This is a genomic window from Pseudoalteromonas sp. 20-92, assembly GCF_030847595.1.
GTDB lineage: Bacteria > Pseudomonadota > Gammaproteobacteria > Enterobacterales > Alteromonadaceae > Pseudoalteromonas > Pseudoalteromonas fuliginea.
This window is the reverse complement of sequence record NZ_JANJGQ010000002.1, coordinates 1-18,574: the sequence shown is the minus strand read 5'-3', so window position 1 is coordinate 18,574 and position 18,574 is coordinate 1. Positions and strand designations below refer to the sequence as shown.

Below are 18,574 nucleotides of genomic sequence, written 5' to 3'. Positions count from 1 at the left end.
CATTGGAACATCATGTTAAATGCCTATAATTAAAATTGTATTTAAAACAAAGCGTGGTAATTATTTAAGTATCAACAGATTTAAGCGAACGTAAAAACAGCCCTAAGCCACCAAACGCTAAAATTATAATAACAATCAAATCAAACGACGTCATAGTTCGCATACTAAATCGAACACTCGATATAACGCCAAATATTAGTGCTGTTAACGAGCCAAGCGATAGCACCCAGCCTAAAATATTTTTAGAATTATAAAAAATCAGGCCCACACCAAAAATAAACGGGATCATAACCATGCCGCCTGTAACGCCAAAGCCACCTAAAGCATTAACACTATAAATGCGAGAGCTTAGTCCAAAATTCGAGGTCACCGAAATTGCGTTTAGCAGCATATAAAAGCCACCGCACATCATAATTAAACCAATAAAAAAATGCCCAATACCACCAGAGCTTCCACCCGCACCTTTCATTATTAATTATTCCTTTTATATTTTTAACTTAATCGTTTTAGATGGTAATTGCTCAACTATTAACATTGACCGCGGTCTACAAATCAATCAGTGCACACGCGAAAGCACTTATCGCGTAATTACATGCCAAATAACATAAAACCAAGATAAAAAACCATGCAAAATTGCCCATAACACAGACTCGTTAGCACTCCATGAAATAGCAATTGCTAGGGCTGTACCAAAAGAGACTCCATATTTTACTATTTCATTTCTTGAGTTTCTCATTAATTATATTCCTAATTTTTAACTTGTTAGCTGCTTGATTTACTTACTAAAAATGAAAGCTCTTTACCATCAATATTAATACTTGCTTCTTTGCCTAGTTCAACAACTAAAGAGGGAGCCATGTGTTTTCCACCTAGCTTCAGGTCAGTTGCTAAACTAACAGAAGAATCATCAATTTGCATTAGTAAGAGCAAAACCATATGAATTATCAACTAAAACAGGTGGGCCAAGTAGATTTTCTATTACCATAAAATTTGGCGTTCACTACAAAACTATCTTAGATTTCGACACACTACGAATTCATAAAAAGAGTCCTATTAGGTTGCATTGATATATTGGGGAAGTTGAGTATTTTAGAGGCAGGTTAGAGTGAAAAAATAAAAAGGTGATGTAAGTTAACAGCACCTATTTGAGTATTTACTTTATTACATGTAATTTAGCTAAGTATTTTAATACATACCATAATAAGCACTATAAAAATAATTTAACCAATTGATTTATATACATCGATACTACTATTGGTTAAAAGCCCAGTAACTTGAATACCAAACGCTTTAAAGTGTGGCTCGTTTTTATGCGCTTCAAAGTGTTCGTCAGACGCCCACTGTTCGCTAACTACATAGTCAGTATGTTCATCATCACTTTTTACCGATAATTCATAACGTAAGCACCCTACTTCTTGGCGCGATGACTTTTGTAAGTTTTCAAGTGCTGTAAGCATCACATCTGCATCAATATTTTTGCACGACAGTGCAGCTATAACCGTTAACATGTGTATTCCTTTTTAAAAGTTAAGGTGTAGATAATCTACACCTTAAAATATTTAGTTTAACTTTGCGTTTGAGATAAGTTTACTGATCCCACTGCGGCGCAAAGTCTGGTGTTGCTTGGCGGTCGCCACAATCTAGGCCATCAATGCGGGCTATGTCTTCATCATCTAATTTAACGTGGTCGTTAAAGTTATCTTCTAAATTTTTGCGCTTAGTTGATGATGGAATTGTCGTCATACCGCTGGCGTTAACCCATGCTAAAACAACTTGTGCTGGACTTGCATCGTGCTTTTTAGCAATGTCGATAATGGTTTGATCTTTAAGTACTTTGCCTACTACAAATGGCATGTACGCCGTTACGTGTATATCGTGCTGAGCACAAAACGTACGCAATCTAGTATTAGTTAAATATGGGTGAACCTCAACCTGATTGGTAAATATTTCACGCGAGTCGAGTGTTTGCATTGCTTCATTTAAGTTTGCAATGGTGAAGTTTGATACACCAATGTGCTTAGTTAAACCAAGCTGCTTCGCTTTTAGTAATTCAGTGAGGTATTCACTCATTGGCTCGTCGTTAGCAGGCGATGGCCAATGAATTAGCAGTAAGTCGACCGAATCAACTTGTAGCTTTTCAAGTGACTTTTTAACGCTTGGAATAAAGTCGCTTTTGTTTAATTTGTTATTCCACACTTTGGTGGTTAAGAATATTTCACTGCGCGGAATATTACTGTCTTTTATGGCTTGGCCTACTTGCTCTTCGTTGCCATAAATTTGTGCGGTATCAATATGGCGAAACCCAACTTCAAGTGCCATTTTTACTGAGTTATAGGCAGTGTCGCCCTCTAAGCGGAATGTTCCCATACCAAGTTCTGGCATTTCTATTACACGTTTTGTCATGGTTTATCCTTATAAAATAATCGGTTAAAAACAAGCTCTTTTAAAGCTTTACGAAATACACCTTTTACTTCTTATTGCGACTGTCACTTAAAAATCTATGACCTTATAACAGGTATGAGGTCATTAATTTTAGTTTCAAGGTTAGGGTCTGTTAATCTTTAGAGATTACATTTGCAGCAGTGTATTTGGTATTTAGGCAAGGCAGAGCCTATGCAGTGTGGTTGTTCCACATTAATAGGCGATAACGCAGCATAAATGCCAAATACGCGCTGCCTGTAGGTTCTTCCTAGGGTGAATTTACTCTTTGTCCCTCGATTTTTACTTAGCCCACTAGGTTACAAACCTCGCTCCGTGATTAAATCCTCCCTAGATTGAACAAATTTAATCCTAAAAGGTCAACAGACCCTGCTAAGACTTTATGCTTGCTGAATTTCACGTTTATCAAGCATACCGCTGTAGCGTGTAACACCGAGTGCTAAAACAGAGATAACAGCGCCTATCCATGCTGTGTCTTGCAGGGTCATGTTCTCTACTACGCTACCACCAATAATTGAGCCAAGTGCAATACCAATATTAAATGCGGCTATGTTTAAACCTGATGCAACATCTACCGCATTTGGCGTGTGCTTTTGTGCTTGCTTTACTACATAAAGTTGCAAGCTTGGCACATTGCCAAAAGCAAATGCGCCCCAGACTAGAATAGTAAGTACAGCGGCAATTTTTGATTCCATCGTAAAGGTAAATATCAGTAAAATAACACTCAAAGCGCTGAATATAATACTCAAAGCGCTAATTGGGCCGCGCTTGTCGGCCAACTTTCCACCCCAAATATTACCTACCGCTACCGATACACCGTAAACAAGCATTATTAAGGCAATAGCCGAAGGCGCAAAACCTGTTTGTTGCTCTAAAATAGGTGCTAAATAAGTAAACGCTGTAAACGTGCCGCCGTAGCCCAATATCGTCATTAAATACACGAGTAATAAACGTGGTTTTACGATTACTTGTAGTTGTTCTTTAAACGTGGCTGGTATTGATTGTTGTAAGTTTTTTGGCACTAAAATAGAGCTGCCGATTAATGCAATTAAACCTAATACCGACACAACTAAAAACGTTGCACGCCAACCAAAGTGTTGTCCAATCCATGTACCTAGTGGCACACCAGTTACGAGTGCTACAGTAAGCCCGGTAAACATAATGGCTATTGCACTGGCTTCTTTGTCTTTGCTTACTAGGCTAGTGGCAATCATCGATCCGATTGAAAAAAACACACCATGGGCAAGCCCCGTTAAAATGCGCGCAAGTATTAATGTTTCGTAACTTGGCGCTTGCCATGCAAGTAAGTTACCTAAAACAAATAAGCCCATTAAGCTTATTAGTACCACTTTACGATTCCAGCGACCCGTTAAAGCTGTCAGCACCGGCGCACCAATGGCAACGCCAACCGCATATAAACTTACAAGCAAACCTGCTGAAGGTAGGCTTACGCCTAAGTCGTTTGCAATGGTGGGTACTAATCCCACTATTACAAACTCAGTTGTTCCTATTGCAAATGCGCTTAAGGTAAGCGCCCACAAAGCCAATGGCATAGTTATAACCTCATTAATATATGAAGAATATAGTTTGGCTAAAATATCGTTTGCAAAAAATAGCATTAGTGACAAAATACTTTTGTTAATAATGCAAAGGTGATGTTGGTATACTTATGGCGGTTCATTCAAAAACTGAAGATTTAGAAACGTTTATAACGGTAGTCGATTGCGGAAGCTTTTCGGGGGCGGCTAATTTGCTCGTTCAACAGGTGGCTAAAGTGTCGCGAGCTGTATCACGCCTTGAAAATACACTGCAATGTACTTTGCTAAACAGAACAACACGCCGATTAGAGCTTACCGAAGAAGGCCATACTTTTATAAAATATGCGCGCGAAGGATTAAATACGCTTTATACCGGTGAAGAAGCCATAAAGCTTTTAAAACAAGCACCAAGTGGCAAGCTGCGAATAGATGCGGCAAGCCCTTTTGTATTGCACCAACTTACGCCTTTAATTGGCGAATTTGCTAAGCAATACCCGCACATAACGCTTGATATAACCTCGCACGATAGCATTATTGATTTACTTGAACATAAAACCGACCTAGCCATACGCATTGGTGATTTAAAGGACTCAAACCTACATGCTCGTAAGTTAGGCCATAGTAAACTGCGTATAGTCGCAAGCCCTGAGTATTTAAAAAGTAACCCTAAAATTAATGCTATAAATGATTTAACCAGCCATAAATTAATTGGTTTTACCGACTCACCTAAACTTAATAGCTGGCCGTTAATTCAACCTTTAAAACTAAGCTATTCGCTGAGCGCGAGTAGCGGAGAGACAGTACGACAATTATGTTTAGTAGGGCAAGGCATTGCTTTACTTTCGGATTTTATGATTGGAAATGACATAAATGAAAAGCGACTTATTGAATTACTACCCAATGCGGTTATGAGGCCAAATAATCGTGAAATTATACAAGCGGTTTATTATAAAAACAGCGCAGTTTCGTCTCGTATTGTCGCTTTTTTAGATTTTATAAAACCAAAACTAACTTTGTGATCTTTTAAAATAGAAATAATAAAGGTAATAAATTAATCATCGAGTGTTATTTGATAACCAACATAAATAACCATGGCTCTCATCCTCATCTCTCTCCATGATATAAACTGCGTTTGCCTAGTTATGTACGCTTCCCAATCGTTACTAGGAAATAAATTAAATTGTTTTTCGTCCGTTATTTCAAAACCGCCTCCGGCCAATAAACTATCAAAATCATTATACTTTGTATGTGAGCTAATAAAGTCAGGTGTCATTAGTTTATTAAGCGGTATTTGATTATCTTTCACTATTGTTTTTATATTATTTACTAACTTATTAATGTCTGCCACTGTTGACTCCTGTTAACTGACTAATTTTAACAAACATTTCTTAAAAACTTGAAATTATTAAACTAATTTAGCTCGGTATAACCAAACTTTAATCAGAGAGTAAATTTATATTAGTCTAATAACGCTTTAATCATAAAGTTAAATTATTCGTATTTAGAGTAAAACTAAGCATCTAAAACAATATTAGTTTTGATGCTCATATTGACCTCGATAAATTTCAAAAACTTTTAATACCGTATGCTGTTCTTTAGATAAATTATCAAACCAATCGTCAAACAATTCATCATTGTCTTGCTCACTGAGTGCCATATATTGTGCCAATAACTCAACAATGTCGTTGTGGTTACAACTTAAAGGATTAAGTTGATGTGCTAAGGCACTATGGTCACGCTCTCTTAGGGTATCCATCACCCCTTGATCTATTTTTTCTTGTTGTTGTACTGCGTCGCTCATACATTACCTCTGTGATCAACTGTAAATGCGGTTTTAACGTTTTTATTAGCTTAAATATAGTTATAACAGCCTAAACGCTAATAGCCAGCATTTTTAATCTAAGTGCTTATTTTTTGATTTATTTGCACAAATAGCCATCAAACTGGTGCTTTTCACTGCTTTTAAAACTATTTGCAAAGCACAAAAAAATGCGTTAAATTAAATGATATATTATCACATATCATTTACTGAGGCGCATTATGAAACCAAATATTCACCCTGACTACCAAGTAGTTGCTTTTCACGACACCGCTGCCGACTCTTATTTTATTATCGGTTCAACAATTAAAACCAACCGCACTGTTGAGGTAGACGGTAAAACTTATCCGTATGTGCCTATTGATGTGTCGAGTGATTCACACCCTTTCTATACAGGTAAGCAAAAAACCGTAACCACAGATGGTCGTGTTGCACAGTTTAATCGTCGATTTAAAGGTGTTTCAACGAGTAAAAAAGAGGAAAAATAATGAAGGTACTTAGCTCACTCAAAAGTGCAAAACAGCGCGCTGGTTGTCAAATAGTTAAACGCAAAGGCCGTGTATTTGTTATCTGTAAAAGCAACCCTCGCTTTAAAGCCGTTCAAGGGATGAAAAAGAAGTAATCTCAGCGGGGTATTAATACATAATTAGGTAGCTTATTTAAGCTACCTAATTTTAGGACGTTACTATTTTACAATGACTGAAAATTCAGGCACGGCCTGAATTACTTTTTTAACAGTACACGTATTAACAGCAGCTATAAGGGCTTTTTTATATTTTTCAGGAAAACCCTCTGGTAGGTTAATTTCAATAGCAAATAACTTTTTACCATTGTCATCAACGTTTTCATTGTTTTGTGTTAGCGTCATTCCTTGTGTAGAAATATCACGTTGTTCACAAAATTTTCGTGCGTAAAACCCTGCGCATAGCACCATGCTCACTAAAAAATAGTCAAAAGGTTCAGGGTGTTCGGCACTCCCACCCGCAGCAATACTTTGATCGCTTATCACTTCTAAATCGCCAAATTTTGCACTTTGCTTTTGGCCTTCTAACATTGAAACTAAAATTTCCATTGTTATTCCTTATATAACCTAAATGTTGGTTAAAATATTTACTAATACATAATTTTTTAGTTTAAGCCTAGATTACGAACCAAACAATAATTCAAAAAAGCCTGGTGGCTCATGTAGTTTGTGATATTTTTTACGTAAATCATCTATATTTTTTAATGATGCTTTCGCCTCTGCGAGCCCTTGTTCATTAGCCGCATTTTTAGCAAGCTCAGCCTGAGCAATTACTTTATCAAGGCCTTGTAATGACTGTTCGGGCTCTTTATAAAATTTGGCTGTTCTACTTACTTTTACCAGCTTAATAAACTTATCGATTGCGATATTAAATTCTGCTAGATCAGTTGCTTGTACTGTTTGTTTATAAGCAAGGCCTGTGTTTTTCATGTTTATTTCGAGATCAACAGGCTGATCAGCTAATGCTAATGAGCTAAATAACAATGTGAAAAATATATAAAAAGACTTCATGAACAACCTTACTAAGTTAAAAACATACAGATTGTATCAAGGATAGAAAAGAAAGTAACTCGGGTAGTGAAATGGCTTAAAACTAACTGTAAAGCCCCTTTACAGTTAGTTTTATATTTAAATCGTTAAAAATATTTACTGCAGGTTGCTCAACCACACGCTTTGATATGGCTCGAGTTCAATATTTAGCTGCCCTTCTTCTATTGTGTTTACTGCGACTAAATCGAACCATTGCTGCGTATTAATTAGGTTTAAATCGGCTAGTATTAAGGTTTGTGCTTTATCGCTTATATTATAAACACAAAATATACTTTGCTTTCTATCGATGCTTTGTCGCCAAAAACCAAATAATCCCCCCGCTAAATGCAGCGTAAACTGCGTGGCATTAGGATGAAACGCACTTTGCTTTTTACGTACACCCAATAACGCTTTAATACCGATAAATACTTTATGATGATGGCTGTATTTTTCACCAATCGCTGCTAACAATTTTGACTCTTGCCAACGATGACGGTTAATGGCTCTGTTGTGTTGAGAGTTTTCAAAACGCTCGTAATCGTTTGTTGTGCCAAGTAAACTATGGATATAAAGCCCAGGTATTCCCTCAAGTGCAAACATAATTGCGTGTGCACACATAAACCGTTCAAGGCCAAATTTGTCTGGGCCGTTATGTGTTCCTTGTAGCGCATCGAATAATGCAATGTTTAGCTCATACGGGGTATGTGTGCCGTCATTACTGGTACGCATTGAAACACGCCCACCAAATTGCATCGTTGTGCTTACGAGTGAAGCCACTTCGCTAGGTTCTAATAAACCCTCAATTGGCCTAAGCCCAATTCCGTCATGCGATGCTATAAAGTTAAAGTAGGCTGTGCCATTTTGCGCCGGCGGCATACTCATCATCCAGTGTTTAAGTGCTGTGCTATCACCACTTAACAAAGTGTGTAGCAATAATGGTGGCAGTGCAAAGTTGTAAATCGCATGCGCTTCATTGGCGTTACCAAAATACGATAGGTTTTCTTGATTTGGGATATTGGTTTCGGTAATTATGACCACACTTGGCTCTACATGCTCAATAAGCGTGCGCATTAGCCTTACGGCTTCATGTGTTTGTGGTAAGTTAATACAATTTGTATTTAGTTGCTTCCATAAAAAAGCAACTGCATCGAGTCTAAATAAGCGCACACCGTTGTCTAAATAATGCCGAATTATGCCCACAAATTCTTTAAGTACATCGGGATTGCCAAAATCAAAATCAACCTGATCGTGACTAAACGTGCACCATACGTGTTTTTCGCCGCTTGGCGTTGTTACGGTATTCAATAACGATGAGGTACGCGGGCGTACAACTTGGCTTAAATCATCAGTTAAGCTTGCCGTTTTAAAGTAATCTTTACCTGGGTGTAAATCGTTTAAAAAATTCTCAAACCATACGCTTCTGCTTGAGCAATGGTTAATTACTAAATCAGCCATTAGCTTTACATCTTTGGCTATGTTTTGAATATCACCCCAATCCCCTAGCGATTCGTTAACTTGCACGTAGTTCATTACTGCAAAGCCTTCGTCTGAGCTGTACGGGTAAAATGGTAATATATGCAGCGCATTAAGTTGCATATCGCATTGATCTTTTATAAATCGGTGTAGTGTTTTGAGCGGAGCTTCCATTGGGCTCGATACCGCAAAATCACTATTATCATGCTTAATAATTGAATCGCCATAAGCTATCAATACTATATCTTGTTCATCCCACCTATTTGTATGCGGTGTCGGGTCGCGCAGTGGACTGCTGCCTAAAATAATCTTAATCAATTGCTGAGCAAGCTCAGCAATTGATAAGGGCAGTTCAACATCCTCATAAATTATTCGAAGATGTTGCTCTACCCGCTGTAAAAATAGTTCGTTAACTGTGCTCACATGCGCCCCTTTTATTTTTTAGTTACTTAACCTGAACATTTATTTTTAGGTTGGCTATATTCTTTGTTATCTAACTCCACTGCTTCTTTTAAGCGCTCAAATACATCTGGCATTGCTGACACAACACGGTTCCAACTTGGTACAAATGGCGCTTCCATTGGGTTATCTAAAAATTGTTGCCCTGCATTCATAATATTTTGTGCAAACATTTCTACTGCTTTTTCTTCTTGATGCACATCAAGCGTTAAGCCATTCATTATTGCATCATTATGGTAGGTTTCTATAAAATCTAAACCAATACGGTAATACGTTGCTTTGAGTGAGCGAATAGTTTCACTGGTAAAAGTAACGCCTTGTGTTGCTAGCTTTCTAAATAAAGCTTTGGTTATATCAATCGACATCTTAGATAACCCAGCACTTTGATCATCAAGTGATAGTGCTTGGTGTTTGTGATCGTAGTTATCGGCTATATCTACTTGGCACAAACGATTATGTGAATAATTACGATACATTTCACTTAGTACACCAATTTCTAATCCCCAATCACTTGGGATGCGAATGTCGTTTAATACATCACGTCTGAACGAAAACTCACCTGCTAATGGGTATCTAAATGAGTCCATGTATTCCAAATAGTCGCGGTTACCTAATATAGTTTTGAATGAACGCAGTAGTGGCGTTACTAATAAGCGTGATACACGGCCGTTAATTTTTCCGTTTGCTGTACGCGGGTAAAAGCCTTTACAAAATTCATAGTTAAAACGCGGATGCGCAACGGGGTAAATTAAGCGAGCAAGTAGGCTTCTGTCGTAGGTTAAAATATCGCAATCATGCAGCGCGATAGATTCTACTTCTGCTGTTGCTAGCTTATAACCCATGCAGTACCAAACATTTCGGCCTTTTCCAAGCTCTCTTGGCGCTACGCCTAGCTCTTGTAATTCTTTATCAAGAGCTTGTAAGCGCGGGCCGTCGTTCCAAAGTACTTTGTGGTTTTGATTTAACTCTTTAAAAAAACCAAGTGCGTGGCGATACTGTGCTTCGTCAGCTCTATCTAGGCCAATAGTAATTTGCGATAAATACGGTACTTCACGCAACTCGCTAACTATATTTTGCAGCGCAGGGCCTTCTAACTCGCTAAATAACGATGGTAATATAAGCCCCATTGGACGCTGCTTACTAAACCCGATTAATTCTTTTTCTAGCTCTTCAATTGGTCGGTCAGCTATATTGTGTAATGTAGTAATTACGCCATTTTGGTAAAAATCAGCCATGAGATGTTTGCTCCTCAGTAATACTTAAAATACTGTTAATACAAGGTAGTGATGTTATTTCTTCAATCCAACCTAATGGTGCTGGCGATTGTGAATAGCGTGCCTTGTTATGTGACAATTTAACCGGTTTTTTGCTCGCCGGATTTGCAATAATAATGGCAATATTGGCTTGCTCTAACATTTGCTTATCGTTATCGCTATCGCCCAATGCTATGACTGTGAGAGGCTTTCTAAAGTGATGGGTAAACTGCTTAACTAACCACTGCTGTGCAGCGCTTTTGTCTGTATTTTTGGCAATATGAATAAAGCGCCCTCCTACTTTTATGTCGTAACCAAGCGCTTTAACATCTTCGACAAAGGTATTTAGTAAGTCATCATTGCCATACCAATAAAGTGGATCTGAGTAGTCTCGCGTTTGCGCACGCCTTGCTTGTTCGTCACTCAACCCTGTTAACTCAGAGATTTGTTCACCGGTTAAGTTACTAAATAATTTATAATGCGCTTTGTATTTAGAATCGAGCGACTCTAAATCACTTAATAAACGCGACAAAGGCTTAGCTAATGCAAAACACCAATAAGCGCCAACTTTTTTACAACCAATCGGTTTAAGTTCAAAGTAGTGATCAGGTATATAAACTGCAGCGCCATTTTCAACAATAAAAGGCTGTTGGATGTTTAATTCGTTTTTAATTTCAACCACTTCGCAAAATGTTTTACTGGTATTAAACACCACTGGGATATGTGCGTTTTGTAACTGTTGCAATAACACACTCACATTACTGGTGTTGTAATCGCTATGATCGAGTAAAGTGCCATCTAAATCGGTAAAAATAATTGGCTGAAGGGTGTCATCGCTAATTAAATGCATCCCACTTATATCGCGATTAGCATCAAGCTCAATCAGTGCGTTTGCTTTACTGCTCAAAGTATTTAAATTTTCGCGTGTAATACGCTCAAAATGAGAAATAAACCACACTAACTGCGCATTAGTCATCGTGCCTGATCCTGCACCTTCTTTAGCAATTAGTTTTTGCTCTTGCTCTTGTCTCCATGTAAATACATCACTAAAGCTTGGCGCTTTAAGCATTACGGTGTAATCAATTTTATTAAAAATTGCTTTATACTCATTGGCTAAACAACTGTTTATACAACGACGCCACACACCCTCCTTATCATGAAGCTGCTCCAACTCATTAAGCGGTTCACTCAATGAAAATAATGGCTGCGGCTCACTGCCTACACACCATCCTTCTAAAATAACAATATCGACAGGCGTTGAATTAGCTAACCATTCATTTTGAGAAATGCAATCATCAATGTGTTTATTAAAGCGTGGTAATGGCACATTTATATCACCTGCTAATAGCTGCGAAATAGTGCTATTCATCAACTCCGTGTCATGAGTACCTGGTACTCCACGAGTTGCAAATAGTGGATGAACATCCTCAGCAAGTTGTTTACGCGCTTGCTTAGCTAAATAAAAATCGTCAATAGATAATGCGACACTGTTAAGGGATGTGTTTTTAGAAAACCACGTAACTAAAAAATCAGCGAGTGTTGTTTTCCCTGATCCTTGGCATCCATTTATGGCAACAAAAATAGGAGTATTTGTTTTTTTAGATTCGAGGATGTCATGCGCGAGTGGAACAAAGTATTGCTCACTCAAATATTGATATTTTAAAGGCAGTTGGTGCTTTGCTAAAAACGGGGTTATATCCACAATATTGGCCTCTGACATAGTAACTCCTTGCATACAATACGTTCTGAAGGAGTAAATGCAGATACTAGACCAATATTTTTTTTGTATACTTTTTAATAGGTTAAAAAAATAGCGCATTTAAAATGCGCTATTATGGTGCAAACTAATTAGTTAATGTTCAAAATTAAGCCTCTACAGGCTCTGCTTTAGGTAATATTAAGTTAAGTACGATACCTAAGATGGCGCATAAACTTACGCCCTCCAAACTAAATTGGCTACCACCAACATGCATTCCTCCAATACCGCACACTAAAATAAGGGCAACAATGCTTAAGTTGCGCGGCGCAGTTAAATCATCTCCCGACTTAACCAGTGTATTTAGGCCAACAACGGCAATAGAACCAAAAAGTAGAATCATAATACCGCCCATTACAGGTACTGGTATTGTTTGCAGCCCAGCCCCCATTTTAGCGATAAACGCTAAAGCAATAGCAATAATGGCCGTCCACATCATTACTTTTGGATTAAAGTTTTTGGTAAGCATTACTGCCCCCGTTACTTCTGAGTAAGTAGTGTTAGGCGGGCCACCAAATAATGACGCGGCTGATGTAGCTAAGCCGTCACCAAACAAAGTACGGTGCAAGCCAGGCTTTTTCAAAAAGTCTTTGTTGGTTACTTGGCTAATCGCCATCATATCGCCAATGTGTTCAATGGCTGGCGCAATAGCCACAGGCACCATAAACAAAATAGCTTGCCATTTAAATTCTGGCCATGTGAAGTTAGGCACAGCGAACCATTGTGCATTACTTACTGCGTCAAATTGCACAACACCTAAAATAAGCGATAAGCCATAACCCGCTACAACCCCTGCCAGAATAGGAATAAGTTTAAATACCCCCCTTCCCCATACTGCAAAAACAAGCGTTACTAATAACGAAAACATCGAAATAAAAATAGCGTTATTGTAATCAATAATTTGAAGACTGCCGTCGCCACTTTTACCCATCGCCATATTTACAGCAACAGGTGCAAGGGCTAAACCAATAACCATAATTACGGGGCCTACAACCACAGGTGGTAAAATTTTATGAAGCGTTGCTACGCCTTTAAATTTTACTAATAAGCTCAACAGCATATATGCAAAACCTGCCGCCATTAAGCCCCCCATTGTCGCGGGCACACCCCACATTTGCACGGCAGCAATAATAGGTGCAATAAAAGCAAATGAAGAGGCTAAAAATATAGGCACTTGACCTTTAGTCACTATCTGAAACAGCAAAGTACCAAACCCTGCTGTAAACAATGCCACACTCGGATCGAGCCCTGTTAATAGCGGCACAAGCACCAATGCACCAAATGCTACAAACAGCATTTGTGCACCCGTTAAAATGGTTTTTATAGAAAATGTGGCGTTATTTTGCACTGAACACTCCTAAACTGTACCGAATATTTTGTCGCCCGCATCACCTAAACCGGGCACTATGTATCCTTTTTCGTTCAGGTGGCTGTCTACTGATGCAGTAAATATTTCTACGTCTGGGTGAGCCTCAAGTGTTTTTGCAACGCCCTCCGGTGCTGCTACAAGTATAATAACTTTAATTTCTTTACAGCCTGCTTTTTTAAGCATGTCGATAGTGGCAATCATTGAGCCACCGGTTGCAAGCATTGGGTCAATTACTAGGCTCAAACGCTCGTCAATATTACCTACTAACTTTTCAAAATAAGGGATTGGCTCTAGCGTTTCTTCGTTACGTTGAAGACCTACAACACTAACCTTAGCGGCTGGTAGTAATTGCATTACACCGTCCATCATACCAAGGCCTGCACGTAAAATAGGCACTACTGTAATTTTTTTACCTTTAATGTGCTGCACATTTAATTTATTGCCGTCCCAACTGGTAATTTCGTTATCTTCAAGTGGAAGGTTTTTAGTAGCTTCGTAGGTTAATAATGTGCCTACTTCAGAGCACAGTTCACGAAAGCTTTTAGTGCTAATGCCATATGCGCGCATTAAACCAAGTTTATGTTGAACAAGAGGATGAGTAATAACGTGAATAGCCATGATAAAAACCTACTAAGACAATAATTAGCGGTATTTTATATTAAAAAAGGTCATTTGACCTGTAATTTTAAAGGGATTTTCATATGCTGTGCAAAAATCTATTGCTTTGCTTGATATTTATGCAAGTAGCTAACACAGTCTGTTTATTAAATATTAGCTGCTAACCAGTTATTTACTTGCTTAAGCATATAGCTATTTATTTTTTGATGTTCAGGACTCCAGCCAACTAAAAACCGATAAAAGTCAGCCCATGCCGCAGGCCATAAAACGAGCCAATCGTCAGCTATTTTACCTGCTGGTGCTGTAGGGTAATAAATATTAATAGCAGCCTTTAAATTATCAAAATAGTACACAAGGTAATCCTCAGCCCATTCGTGTAATTGTGCATCACTTAAGCAACTGGTCATAAAATACATTACATCAATTATCCCACTACCTGCACCTATATACTGAAAATCATAACCGAGTATTTTATCGCGCTCATTTACTGCAAAGTTAGCAAGCTTTGCATCGCCATGGTTCAGCGTTTTATACGCACAACTTTGTAGTTCCTCATCTATTTTATGTGCAAAATTTTTAATATCGGACTTTTCATTCGCGCTTGTTTTTAATTTATTAAACTCATCTGGCCGCGTACTTAAATGCCAATAATTGCCTTGCCGCCACAAGCCGTCAACAGGTTTGTTTAGGTTAAATGCATGAAAGTGCGCAAGCCACTTTAATATAGCTTTTATATGTTCGCTTTTCGCTTGAGTAAACCCATGCTTGGTAAAGTCTTTAAACACCAGCGCGTATTCATCATCTTTATTAATTGCGCTTATACATTCAATACTTTGCGCATGTACTGGTAAATGCTGGCTATAAAGCTTATAAAAAGTGTATTCAACGCTATAGGAATGCTGCTTTCTTTTAAGTGCAAATTCGCTTTGTTTAATTTTTGGATGGTTTATATAGCTAGGTATTTCAATCGCTTTAATAACACATGCCTCATCATCAAGCTGGCACTGCACAATATTGCCACAGCCACTCCAAAGGGATGTTAACGTATCGCCAATTTCAATGTGCTTAAAATGAGGTTGTAATAAAGGAATGTAAAATGCCATGGTAATATTAAATAATTAAATTTTTTGTAGTTTAACATTAGTGGGCGTTTTTAATAAAACTACTTAATAAAAACCGAACGGTTTAACAAAAATATACATTTCTTTTTGACTGACACCCATCTTAATTTATCTATACAACTTGTTTCTAAAAATGCAAAATTTAGGATGGGCGTCTGGCTTATTTATCTTTGTTTTTTAGCAAGCTTGTGACGCATCATTACTGGGAAATGGGATACATGATAATTAACAAAAGCAAAAACTTAGATGTTTATACATCGGCTCGTCTTGACTTCAAGGGAGCGTCCATATGTGTCATGTTAATTTGTTTTATTAATATTTAGTCAAAGTTAGACATAGCCAAAGTATAACTTGTATAAAGCAATGCAGCGTCTGCTCGGATAACGTGTTCTAGTAACGCCTGTGCTCCTAATTATACTGATGGGCATTGACATAAACTATAAGCCTGACTTAATATCAACTGGCTAAAAATCAAGCAGGAAAGAAGTAAGTTTATTCTACAGGATGCTTACCTCTTTTTTCTAAAGAAACATAAAGCAAATGAATCGCAAATGAGAGCCGATGGACATATAAAGATATCTGTAGAAGCAATTACTCAAATGCAAAAAAACTGTCAAGTGGAAAGGAAACTCTGTAGCCTTCCAATATTCGTAAATGGGACTTATCAGTGGAGCAACCCCGAAGTTTCAAATCGAGCTGATTTTATCTCTGCATTTATTGCCTACATGGTCAACCTTAGAGCATATAATTTTAACGCTTTCGATCCTAGAAAAAATCTTGCAAGACGAATCGCAGCGGTTGATTTTGATGAAAGTTGGACACATGAAGCTCCAACTGGCCAGCGTTATCACTTCATGAAATCTTCTAATGAAACCGAATATGACTCATATATTAATGGCTGTGTGTTCATTAAGGAGAAGATGGATCGATGGGTGATTGAGTGTAAGCAAAAAGTTAATATTTTAAAACAGCTTCAAAATGATAATGAAAATGTAACTTTTCAAACTAGGAGGTACGGGGTAAAACATTTAGCTTTGGCTTTACACGCATTACAAGATTCATTTTCTCCAGCCCATACAGTAAGAAGTGAAAAAGCTATATATCAAATCAAATGCAGAAAAGAAGCTATGATCAGTGGTGTTGATGCTGCAGAAGCTAACCACCCCCATCCAATCATTAAAATATTTGATTATGATAAGCAGAAACATGGTTCACCAATAGACACAATTACTCCACACTCCAAAGGTGATATACACTCAGGGTCTTTGAATACTAATTCAGGTAAACTAGCTGTAAAAGCAACACAAGAGTTGATTATTTTGGGGTTACAATCGGTTTCTCAAAATAAAGATTCACTAGCTGGTTGGGGAGCATATAAAGCAAAGTGGTTAGCACAAAAAAACCTACCTAGTACGGAAAATTATAAATGTTCATAAGTAAAAGTAAATTAAAACGGATATTGTTTAATAAGATTTCTGGATCTATCTATTGGTTACTCGTATGGCCTTATATTAGTATGATTTTTCAATCCAATTCGCATTATCCTGCCTACCTTAAACCTATAGGTGTGTTTTTTGTTTCTTCAGATTCATCAGCGCCTGAAGGATACTATACAAGTATGTCCTATTTTATCAGTGACATTTTTCCTGCTATATTTTTCTGGGGGATATGGGCGGGAATAGTTATTATATTACCAGCAGCTAAATTTAAAAAAGATTAAAATTATCGCCATTTTAAACTACAGCTAAACTATGAAGCTACTTTAATCAGTTAAAATAGACAGCCACTATAATTAAACAAACAAAACGTTGCCATTAAATTTAATTTGTTGGTTAAGAATTTATCTTTTACTACTCAGTTACTTACATTTCATCCATAAAAAAATTAGCACGCTTAAACCTAAATTCGGCCCATGAAAATAACTGCATGGTGCAGTTATGATTTATTACTGAATAGTTTTACTGAGTAGTTTAAGTTTTATGCCAATAGCTTTTCGCAGTTACTGATATTCGCTCGCCGCTTTCGCTTTAAATTTTCACAATAACTTTCTTGTGAGGCTGGCCTGCCTACTGCGCCATGAAATACGCGCGTAAATTGGGTTGTAAGCTTTAACCAGTTTTCGGGGGAAATATTAACTCTTTCGAGTAAGGGTAAGTGTGTACTTTTAATATAACCGCGTTTATCCTCTCGTATACAACGCCCTGTTAATTCAACAAGTTCAAGGTACGATTTAAGCTCAAACGGGAGTCCTTTTGGCATTATCTGACGTGGCATTCCTGCAAAGCGCAGTAGTTGTTTTGGTTGTTTGCCTTCTTTTGCGTATGTTAGTCGTTGTTTAACGCCGGTGTGGTCTGATTCCTCAGGCGTTTTAGCCATTTTAGCTCTAATTGGGTTTAAATCGACATACGCCATACAAGCGGCAAGTGCTGCTTCATCTAGTAATGCTTGTGATGTAAATCTGCCTTCCCAGAACCGTCCTGTGCAGTTATCTTCTTTATTTGCTCTGCGCGCAATGTTTTCATTTAACAACCGCATAAACCAGCTAATACTTGATAGGCGTTCTCGATATTCCTTTACTGTTTGATTAAAAAAGATAAGCTCAGCTTTACTTAGCTTTTCACTCTGTATGTATTTTTGCGTAAGTACAGTGCCTTTACAGAGTTTATGCCAGCGGATAATAATCGCTTTATCATTTAATCGATTCACTTTTTTATCATCAACATACAGCACTAAATGAGTGTGGTTACTCATAACGGCATAAGCACATACATCAATACAAAATACCTTAGCTAGCTCAAGCAGTTTATCTTCAACCCAGCCTCTGCGGTGCTCGTAAGATTGACCTGTAAAGTGGTCTTCACCACATAGAAATGCACGGCGCAAGCAACGCGAAATACAGTGATAATATTTTGTATCAACCAAACTTACTTGACGCTTTCTTGCAATTGCCATGTGACACCCTGCTTTTTTTTTGCACTAAATAAAAGCTAGCCTCTAACTTCGAAAAGTGCAAAATTTAGGATGGGTGTCTTGTTAATTTATTCTTGATTCCCGCTATCCACTCGTTAATGAAAAGCGGATAAAAGAAATCAAGGATGCAGAAATACTCACCGAAGATATGGCGGTGATCACGCCAAATTTATTGCTTATTGAATGCCTAGTTCCGCAACTTAAACA

General features: G+C 37.7%; 21 protein-coding genes. 4 read left to right on the top strand and 17 right to left on the bottom strand.

What is annotated here, in order from left to right:
* Window positions 1–64: 64 nt before the first annotated feature.
* From NRL14_RS02080 to NRL14_RS02055, 6 genes are all read right to left on the bottom strand, one after another.
* Window positions 65–469: a hypothetical protein gene (locus NRL14_RS02080; protein WP_007378676.1), complete on the bottom strand. Its 405-nt coding sequence runs from the start codon at window positions 467–469 to the stop codon at window positions 65–67.
* 108 nt (window positions 470–577) lie between these two features.
* On the bottom strand, window positions 578–736 hold the full coding sequence (locus NRL14_RS02075) for a hypothetical protein (RefSeq protein WP_007378675.1): 159 nt from the start codon (window positions 734–736) through the stop codon (window positions 578–580).
* Window positions 737–762: 26 nt separating this feature from the next.
* Entirely contained in the window at window positions 763–918 is a 156-nt protein-coding gene (locus NRL14_RS02070; RefSeq protein ID WP_306723870.1) for a hypothetical protein, read from the bottom strand.
* Between the two features lie 302 nt (window positions 919–1,220).
* Entirely contained in the window at window positions 1,221–1,508 is a 288-nt protein-coding gene (locus NRL14_RS02065; protein WP_306723869.1) for a putative quinol monooxygenase, read from the bottom strand.
* 79 nt (window positions 1,509–1,587) lie between these two features.
* The gene (dkgB, locus tag NRL14_RS02060; protein WP_306723868.1) at window positions 1,588–2,403 is read right to left on the bottom strand and encodes a 2,5-didehydrogluconate reductase DkgB; all 816 of its coding nucleotides are present in this window, start codon (window positions 2,401–2,403) and stop codon (window positions 1,588–1,590) included.
* Between the two features lie 416 nt (window positions 2,404–2,819).
* Entirely contained in the window at window positions 2,820–3,992 is a 1,173-nt protein-coding gene (locus NRL14_RS02055; protein WP_306723867.1) for an MFS transporter, read from the bottom strand.
* Between the two features lie 116 nt (window positions 3,993–4,108).
* Between NRL14_RS02055 and NRL14_RS02050 the strand changes: the two genes are divergently transcribed.
* A complete protein-coding gene (locus NRL14_RS02050) occupies window positions 4,109–4,996 on the top strand; it encodes a LysR family transcriptional regulator (protein WP_306723866.1) in 888 nt (295 codons plus the stop codon).
* Between the two features lie 32 nt (window positions 4,997–5,028).
* Here NRL14_RS02050 and NRL14_RS02045 read toward each other — a convergent pair whose 3' ends face one another.
* Together NRL14_RS02045 and NRL14_RS02040 are read right to left on the bottom strand one after the other, a co-directional pair.
* Window positions 5,029–5,325 (bottom strand): hypothetical protein, encoded by a 297-nt coding sequence (locus tag NRL14_RS02045; RefSeq protein ID WP_007378868.1) that lies wholly within the window; start codon window positions 5,323–5,325, stop codon window positions 5,029–5,031.
* A gap of 183 nt (window positions 5,326–5,508) precedes the next feature.
* A complete protein-coding gene (locus NRL14_RS02040) occupies window positions 5,509–5,778 on the bottom strand; it encodes a hypothetical protein (RefSeq protein ID WP_007378869.1) in 270 nt (89 codons plus the stop codon).
* A gap of 239 nt (window positions 5,779–6,017) precedes the next feature.
* Between NRL14_RS02040 and NRL14_RS02035 the strand changes: the two genes are divergently transcribed.
* Window positions 6,018–6,284: a type B 50S ribosomal protein L31 gene (locus tag NRL14_RS02035; protein WP_007378870.1), complete on the top strand. Its 267-nt coding sequence runs from the start codon at window positions 6,018–6,020 to the stop codon at window positions 6,282–6,284.
* Complete coding sequence (ykgO, locus tag NRL14_RS02030) at window positions 6,284–6,418, top strand: type B 50S ribosomal protein L36 (protein ID WP_007378871.1); 135 nt, start codon at window positions 6,284–6,286, stop codon at window positions 6,416–6,418. Before NRL14_RS02035 ends, ykgO begins: the two co-directional genes overlap by 1 nt.
* 63 nt (window positions 6,419–6,481) lie before the next feature.
* Here the strand turns inward: ykgO and NRL14_RS02025 are convergent, their stop codons facing one another.
* The 8 genes from NRL14_RS02025 to NRL14_RS01990 form a co-directional block, all read right to left on the bottom strand.
* Window positions 6,482–6,868 carry an OsmC family protein gene (locus tag NRL14_RS02025; protein ID WP_306723865.1) on the bottom strand — a complete coding sequence of 129 codons (387 nt, stop codon included), beginning with the start codon at window positions 6,866–6,868 and terminating at the stop codon, window positions 6,482–6,484.
* Between the two features lie 72 nt (window positions 6,869–6,940).
* Entirely contained in the window at window positions 6,941–7,330 is a 390-nt protein-coding gene (locus NRL14_RS02020; RefSeq protein WP_033040894.1) for a cytochrome b562, read from the bottom strand.
* Window positions 7,331–7,465: 135 nt separating this feature from the next.
* Entirely contained in the window at window positions 7,466–9,244 is a 1,779-nt protein-coding gene (locus tag NRL14_RS02015) for a sugar phosphorylase (RefSeq protein ID WP_008137235.1), read from the bottom strand.
* Window positions 9,245–9,270: 26 nt separating this feature from the next.
* On the bottom strand, window positions 9,271–10,515 hold the full coding sequence (locus tag NRL14_RS02010; protein WP_306723864.1) for a glycosyl transferase: 1,245 nt from the start codon (window positions 10,513–10,515) through the stop codon (window positions 9,271–9,273).
* A complete protein-coding gene (locus NRL14_RS02005; RefSeq protein WP_306723863.1) occupies window positions 10,508–12,253 on the bottom strand; it encodes an HAD-IIB family hydrolase in 1,746 nt (581 codons plus the stop codon). Before NRL14_RS02005 ends, NRL14_RS02010 begins: the two co-directional genes overlap by 8 nt.
* A gap of 145 nt (window positions 12,254–12,398) precedes the next feature.
* Window positions 12,399–13,637 (bottom strand): uracil-xanthine permease family protein, encoded by a 1,239-nt coding sequence (locus NRL14_RS02000; RefSeq protein WP_007378877.1) that lies wholly within the window; start codon window positions 13,635–13,637, stop codon window positions 12,399–12,401.
* A gap of 9 nt (window positions 13,638–13,646) precedes the next feature.
* Window positions 13,647–14,276: a uracil phosphoribosyltransferase gene (gene upp, locus NRL14_RS01995; protein ID WP_007378878.1), complete on the bottom strand. Its 630-nt coding sequence runs from the start codon at window positions 14,274–14,276 to the stop codon at window positions 13,647–13,649.
* 146 nt (window positions 14,277–14,422) lie between these two features.
* On the bottom strand, window positions 14,423–15,379 hold the full coding sequence (locus tag NRL14_RS01990; RefSeq protein WP_306723862.1) for a phosphotransferase: 957 nt from the start codon (window positions 15,377–15,379) through the stop codon (window positions 14,423–14,425).
* Window positions 15,380–15,948: 569 nt separating this feature from the next.
* On the opposite strand from NRL14_RS01990, the gene NRL14_RS01985 reads away from it, so the two are divergent.
* Window positions 15,949–16,833, top strand: coding sequence for a hypothetical protein (locus tag NRL14_RS01985; protein WP_306723861.1), 885 nt, complete (start codon window positions 15,949–15,951; stop codon window positions 16,831–16,833).
* Between the two features lie 541 nt (window positions 16,834–17,374).
* Here NRL14_RS01985 and NRL14_RS01980 read toward each other — a convergent pair.
* The gene (locus NRL14_RS01980) at window positions 17,375–18,349 is read right to left on the bottom strand and encodes a transposase (protein ID WP_306723860.1); all 975 of its coding nucleotides are present in this window, start codon (window positions 18,347–18,349) and stop codon (window positions 17,375–17,377) included.
* Between the last annotated feature and the right edge of the window lie 225 nt (window positions 18,350–18,574).

What these genes read in the sequence shown, in the direction of transcription:
- NRL14_RS02080 (WP_007378676.1), bottom strand. Translation starts at nt 469, where the DNA reads ATGAAAGGTGCGGGTGGAAGCTCTGGTGGTATTGGGCATTTTTTTATT.
- NRL14_RS02075 (WP_007378675.1), bottom strand. Translation starts at nt 736, where the DNA reads ATGAGAAACTCAAGAAATGAAATAGTAAAATATGGAGTCTCTTTTGGT.
- NRL14_RS02070 (WP_306723870.1), bottom strand. Translation starts at nt 918, where the DNA reads ATGCAAATTGATGATTCTTCTGTTAGTTTAGCAACTGACCTGAAGCTA.
- NRL14_RS02065 (WP_306723869.1), bottom strand. Translation starts at nt 1,508, where the DNA reads ATGTTAACGGTTATAGCTGCACTGTCGTGCAAAAATATTGATGCAGAT.
- dkgB (WP_306723868.1), bottom strand. Translation starts at nt 2,403, where the DNA reads ATGACAAAACGTGTAATAGAAATGCCAGAACTTGGTATGGGAACATTC.
- NRL14_RS02055 (WP_306723867.1), bottom strand. Translation starts at nt 3,992, where the DNA reads ATGCCATTGGCTTTGTGGGCGCTTACCTTAAGCGCATTTGCAATAGGA.
- NRL14_RS02050 (WP_306723866.1), top strand. Translation starts at nt 4,109, where the DNA reads ATGGCGGTTCATTCAAAAACTGAAGATTTAGAAACGTTTATAACGGTA.
- NRL14_RS02040 (WP_007378869.1), bottom strand. Translation starts at nt 5,778, where the DNA reads ATGAGCGACGCAGTACAACAACAAGAAAAAATAGATCAAGGGGTGATG.
- NRL14_RS02035 (WP_007378870.1), top strand. Translation starts at nt 6,018, where the DNA reads ATGAAACCAAATATTCACCCTGACTACCAAGTAGTTGCTTTTCACGAC.
- ykgO (WP_007378871.1), top strand. Translation starts at nt 6,284, where the DNA reads ATGAAGGTACTTAGCTCACTCAAAAGTGCAAAACAGCGCGCTGGTTGT.
- NRL14_RS02025 (WP_306723865.1), bottom strand. Translation starts at nt 6,868, where the DNA reads ATGGAAATTTTAGTTTCAATGTTAGAAGGCCAAAAGCAAAGTGCAAAA.
- NRL14_RS02020 (WP_033040894.1), bottom strand. Translation starts at nt 7,330, where the DNA reads ATGAAGTCTTTTTATATATTTTTCACATTGTTATTTAGCTCATTAGCA.
- NRL14_RS02010 (WP_306723864.1), bottom strand. Translation starts at nt 10,515, where the DNA reads ATGGCTGATTTTTACCAAAATGGCGTAATTACTACATTACACAATATA.
- NRL14_RS02005 (WP_306723863.1), bottom strand. Translation starts at nt 12,253, where the DNA reads ATGTCAGAGGCCAATATTGTGGATATAACCCCGTTTTTAGCAAAGCAC.
- upp (WP_007378878.1), bottom strand. Translation starts at nt 14,276, where the DNA reads ATGGCTATTCACGTTATTACTCATCCTCTTGTTCAACATAAACTTGGT.
- NRL14_RS01990 (WP_306723862.1), bottom strand. Translation starts at nt 15,379, where the DNA reads ATGGCATTTTACATTCCTTTATTACAACCTCATTTTAAGCACATTGAA.
- NRL14_RS01985 (WP_306723861.1), top strand. Translation starts at nt 15,949, where the DNA reads ATGAGAGCCGATGGACATATAAAGATATCTGTAGAAGCAATTACTCAA.
- NRL14_RS01980 (WP_306723860.1), bottom strand. Translation starts at nt 18,349, where the DNA reads ATGGCAATTGCAAGAAAGCGTCAAGTAAGTTTGGTTGATACAAAATAT.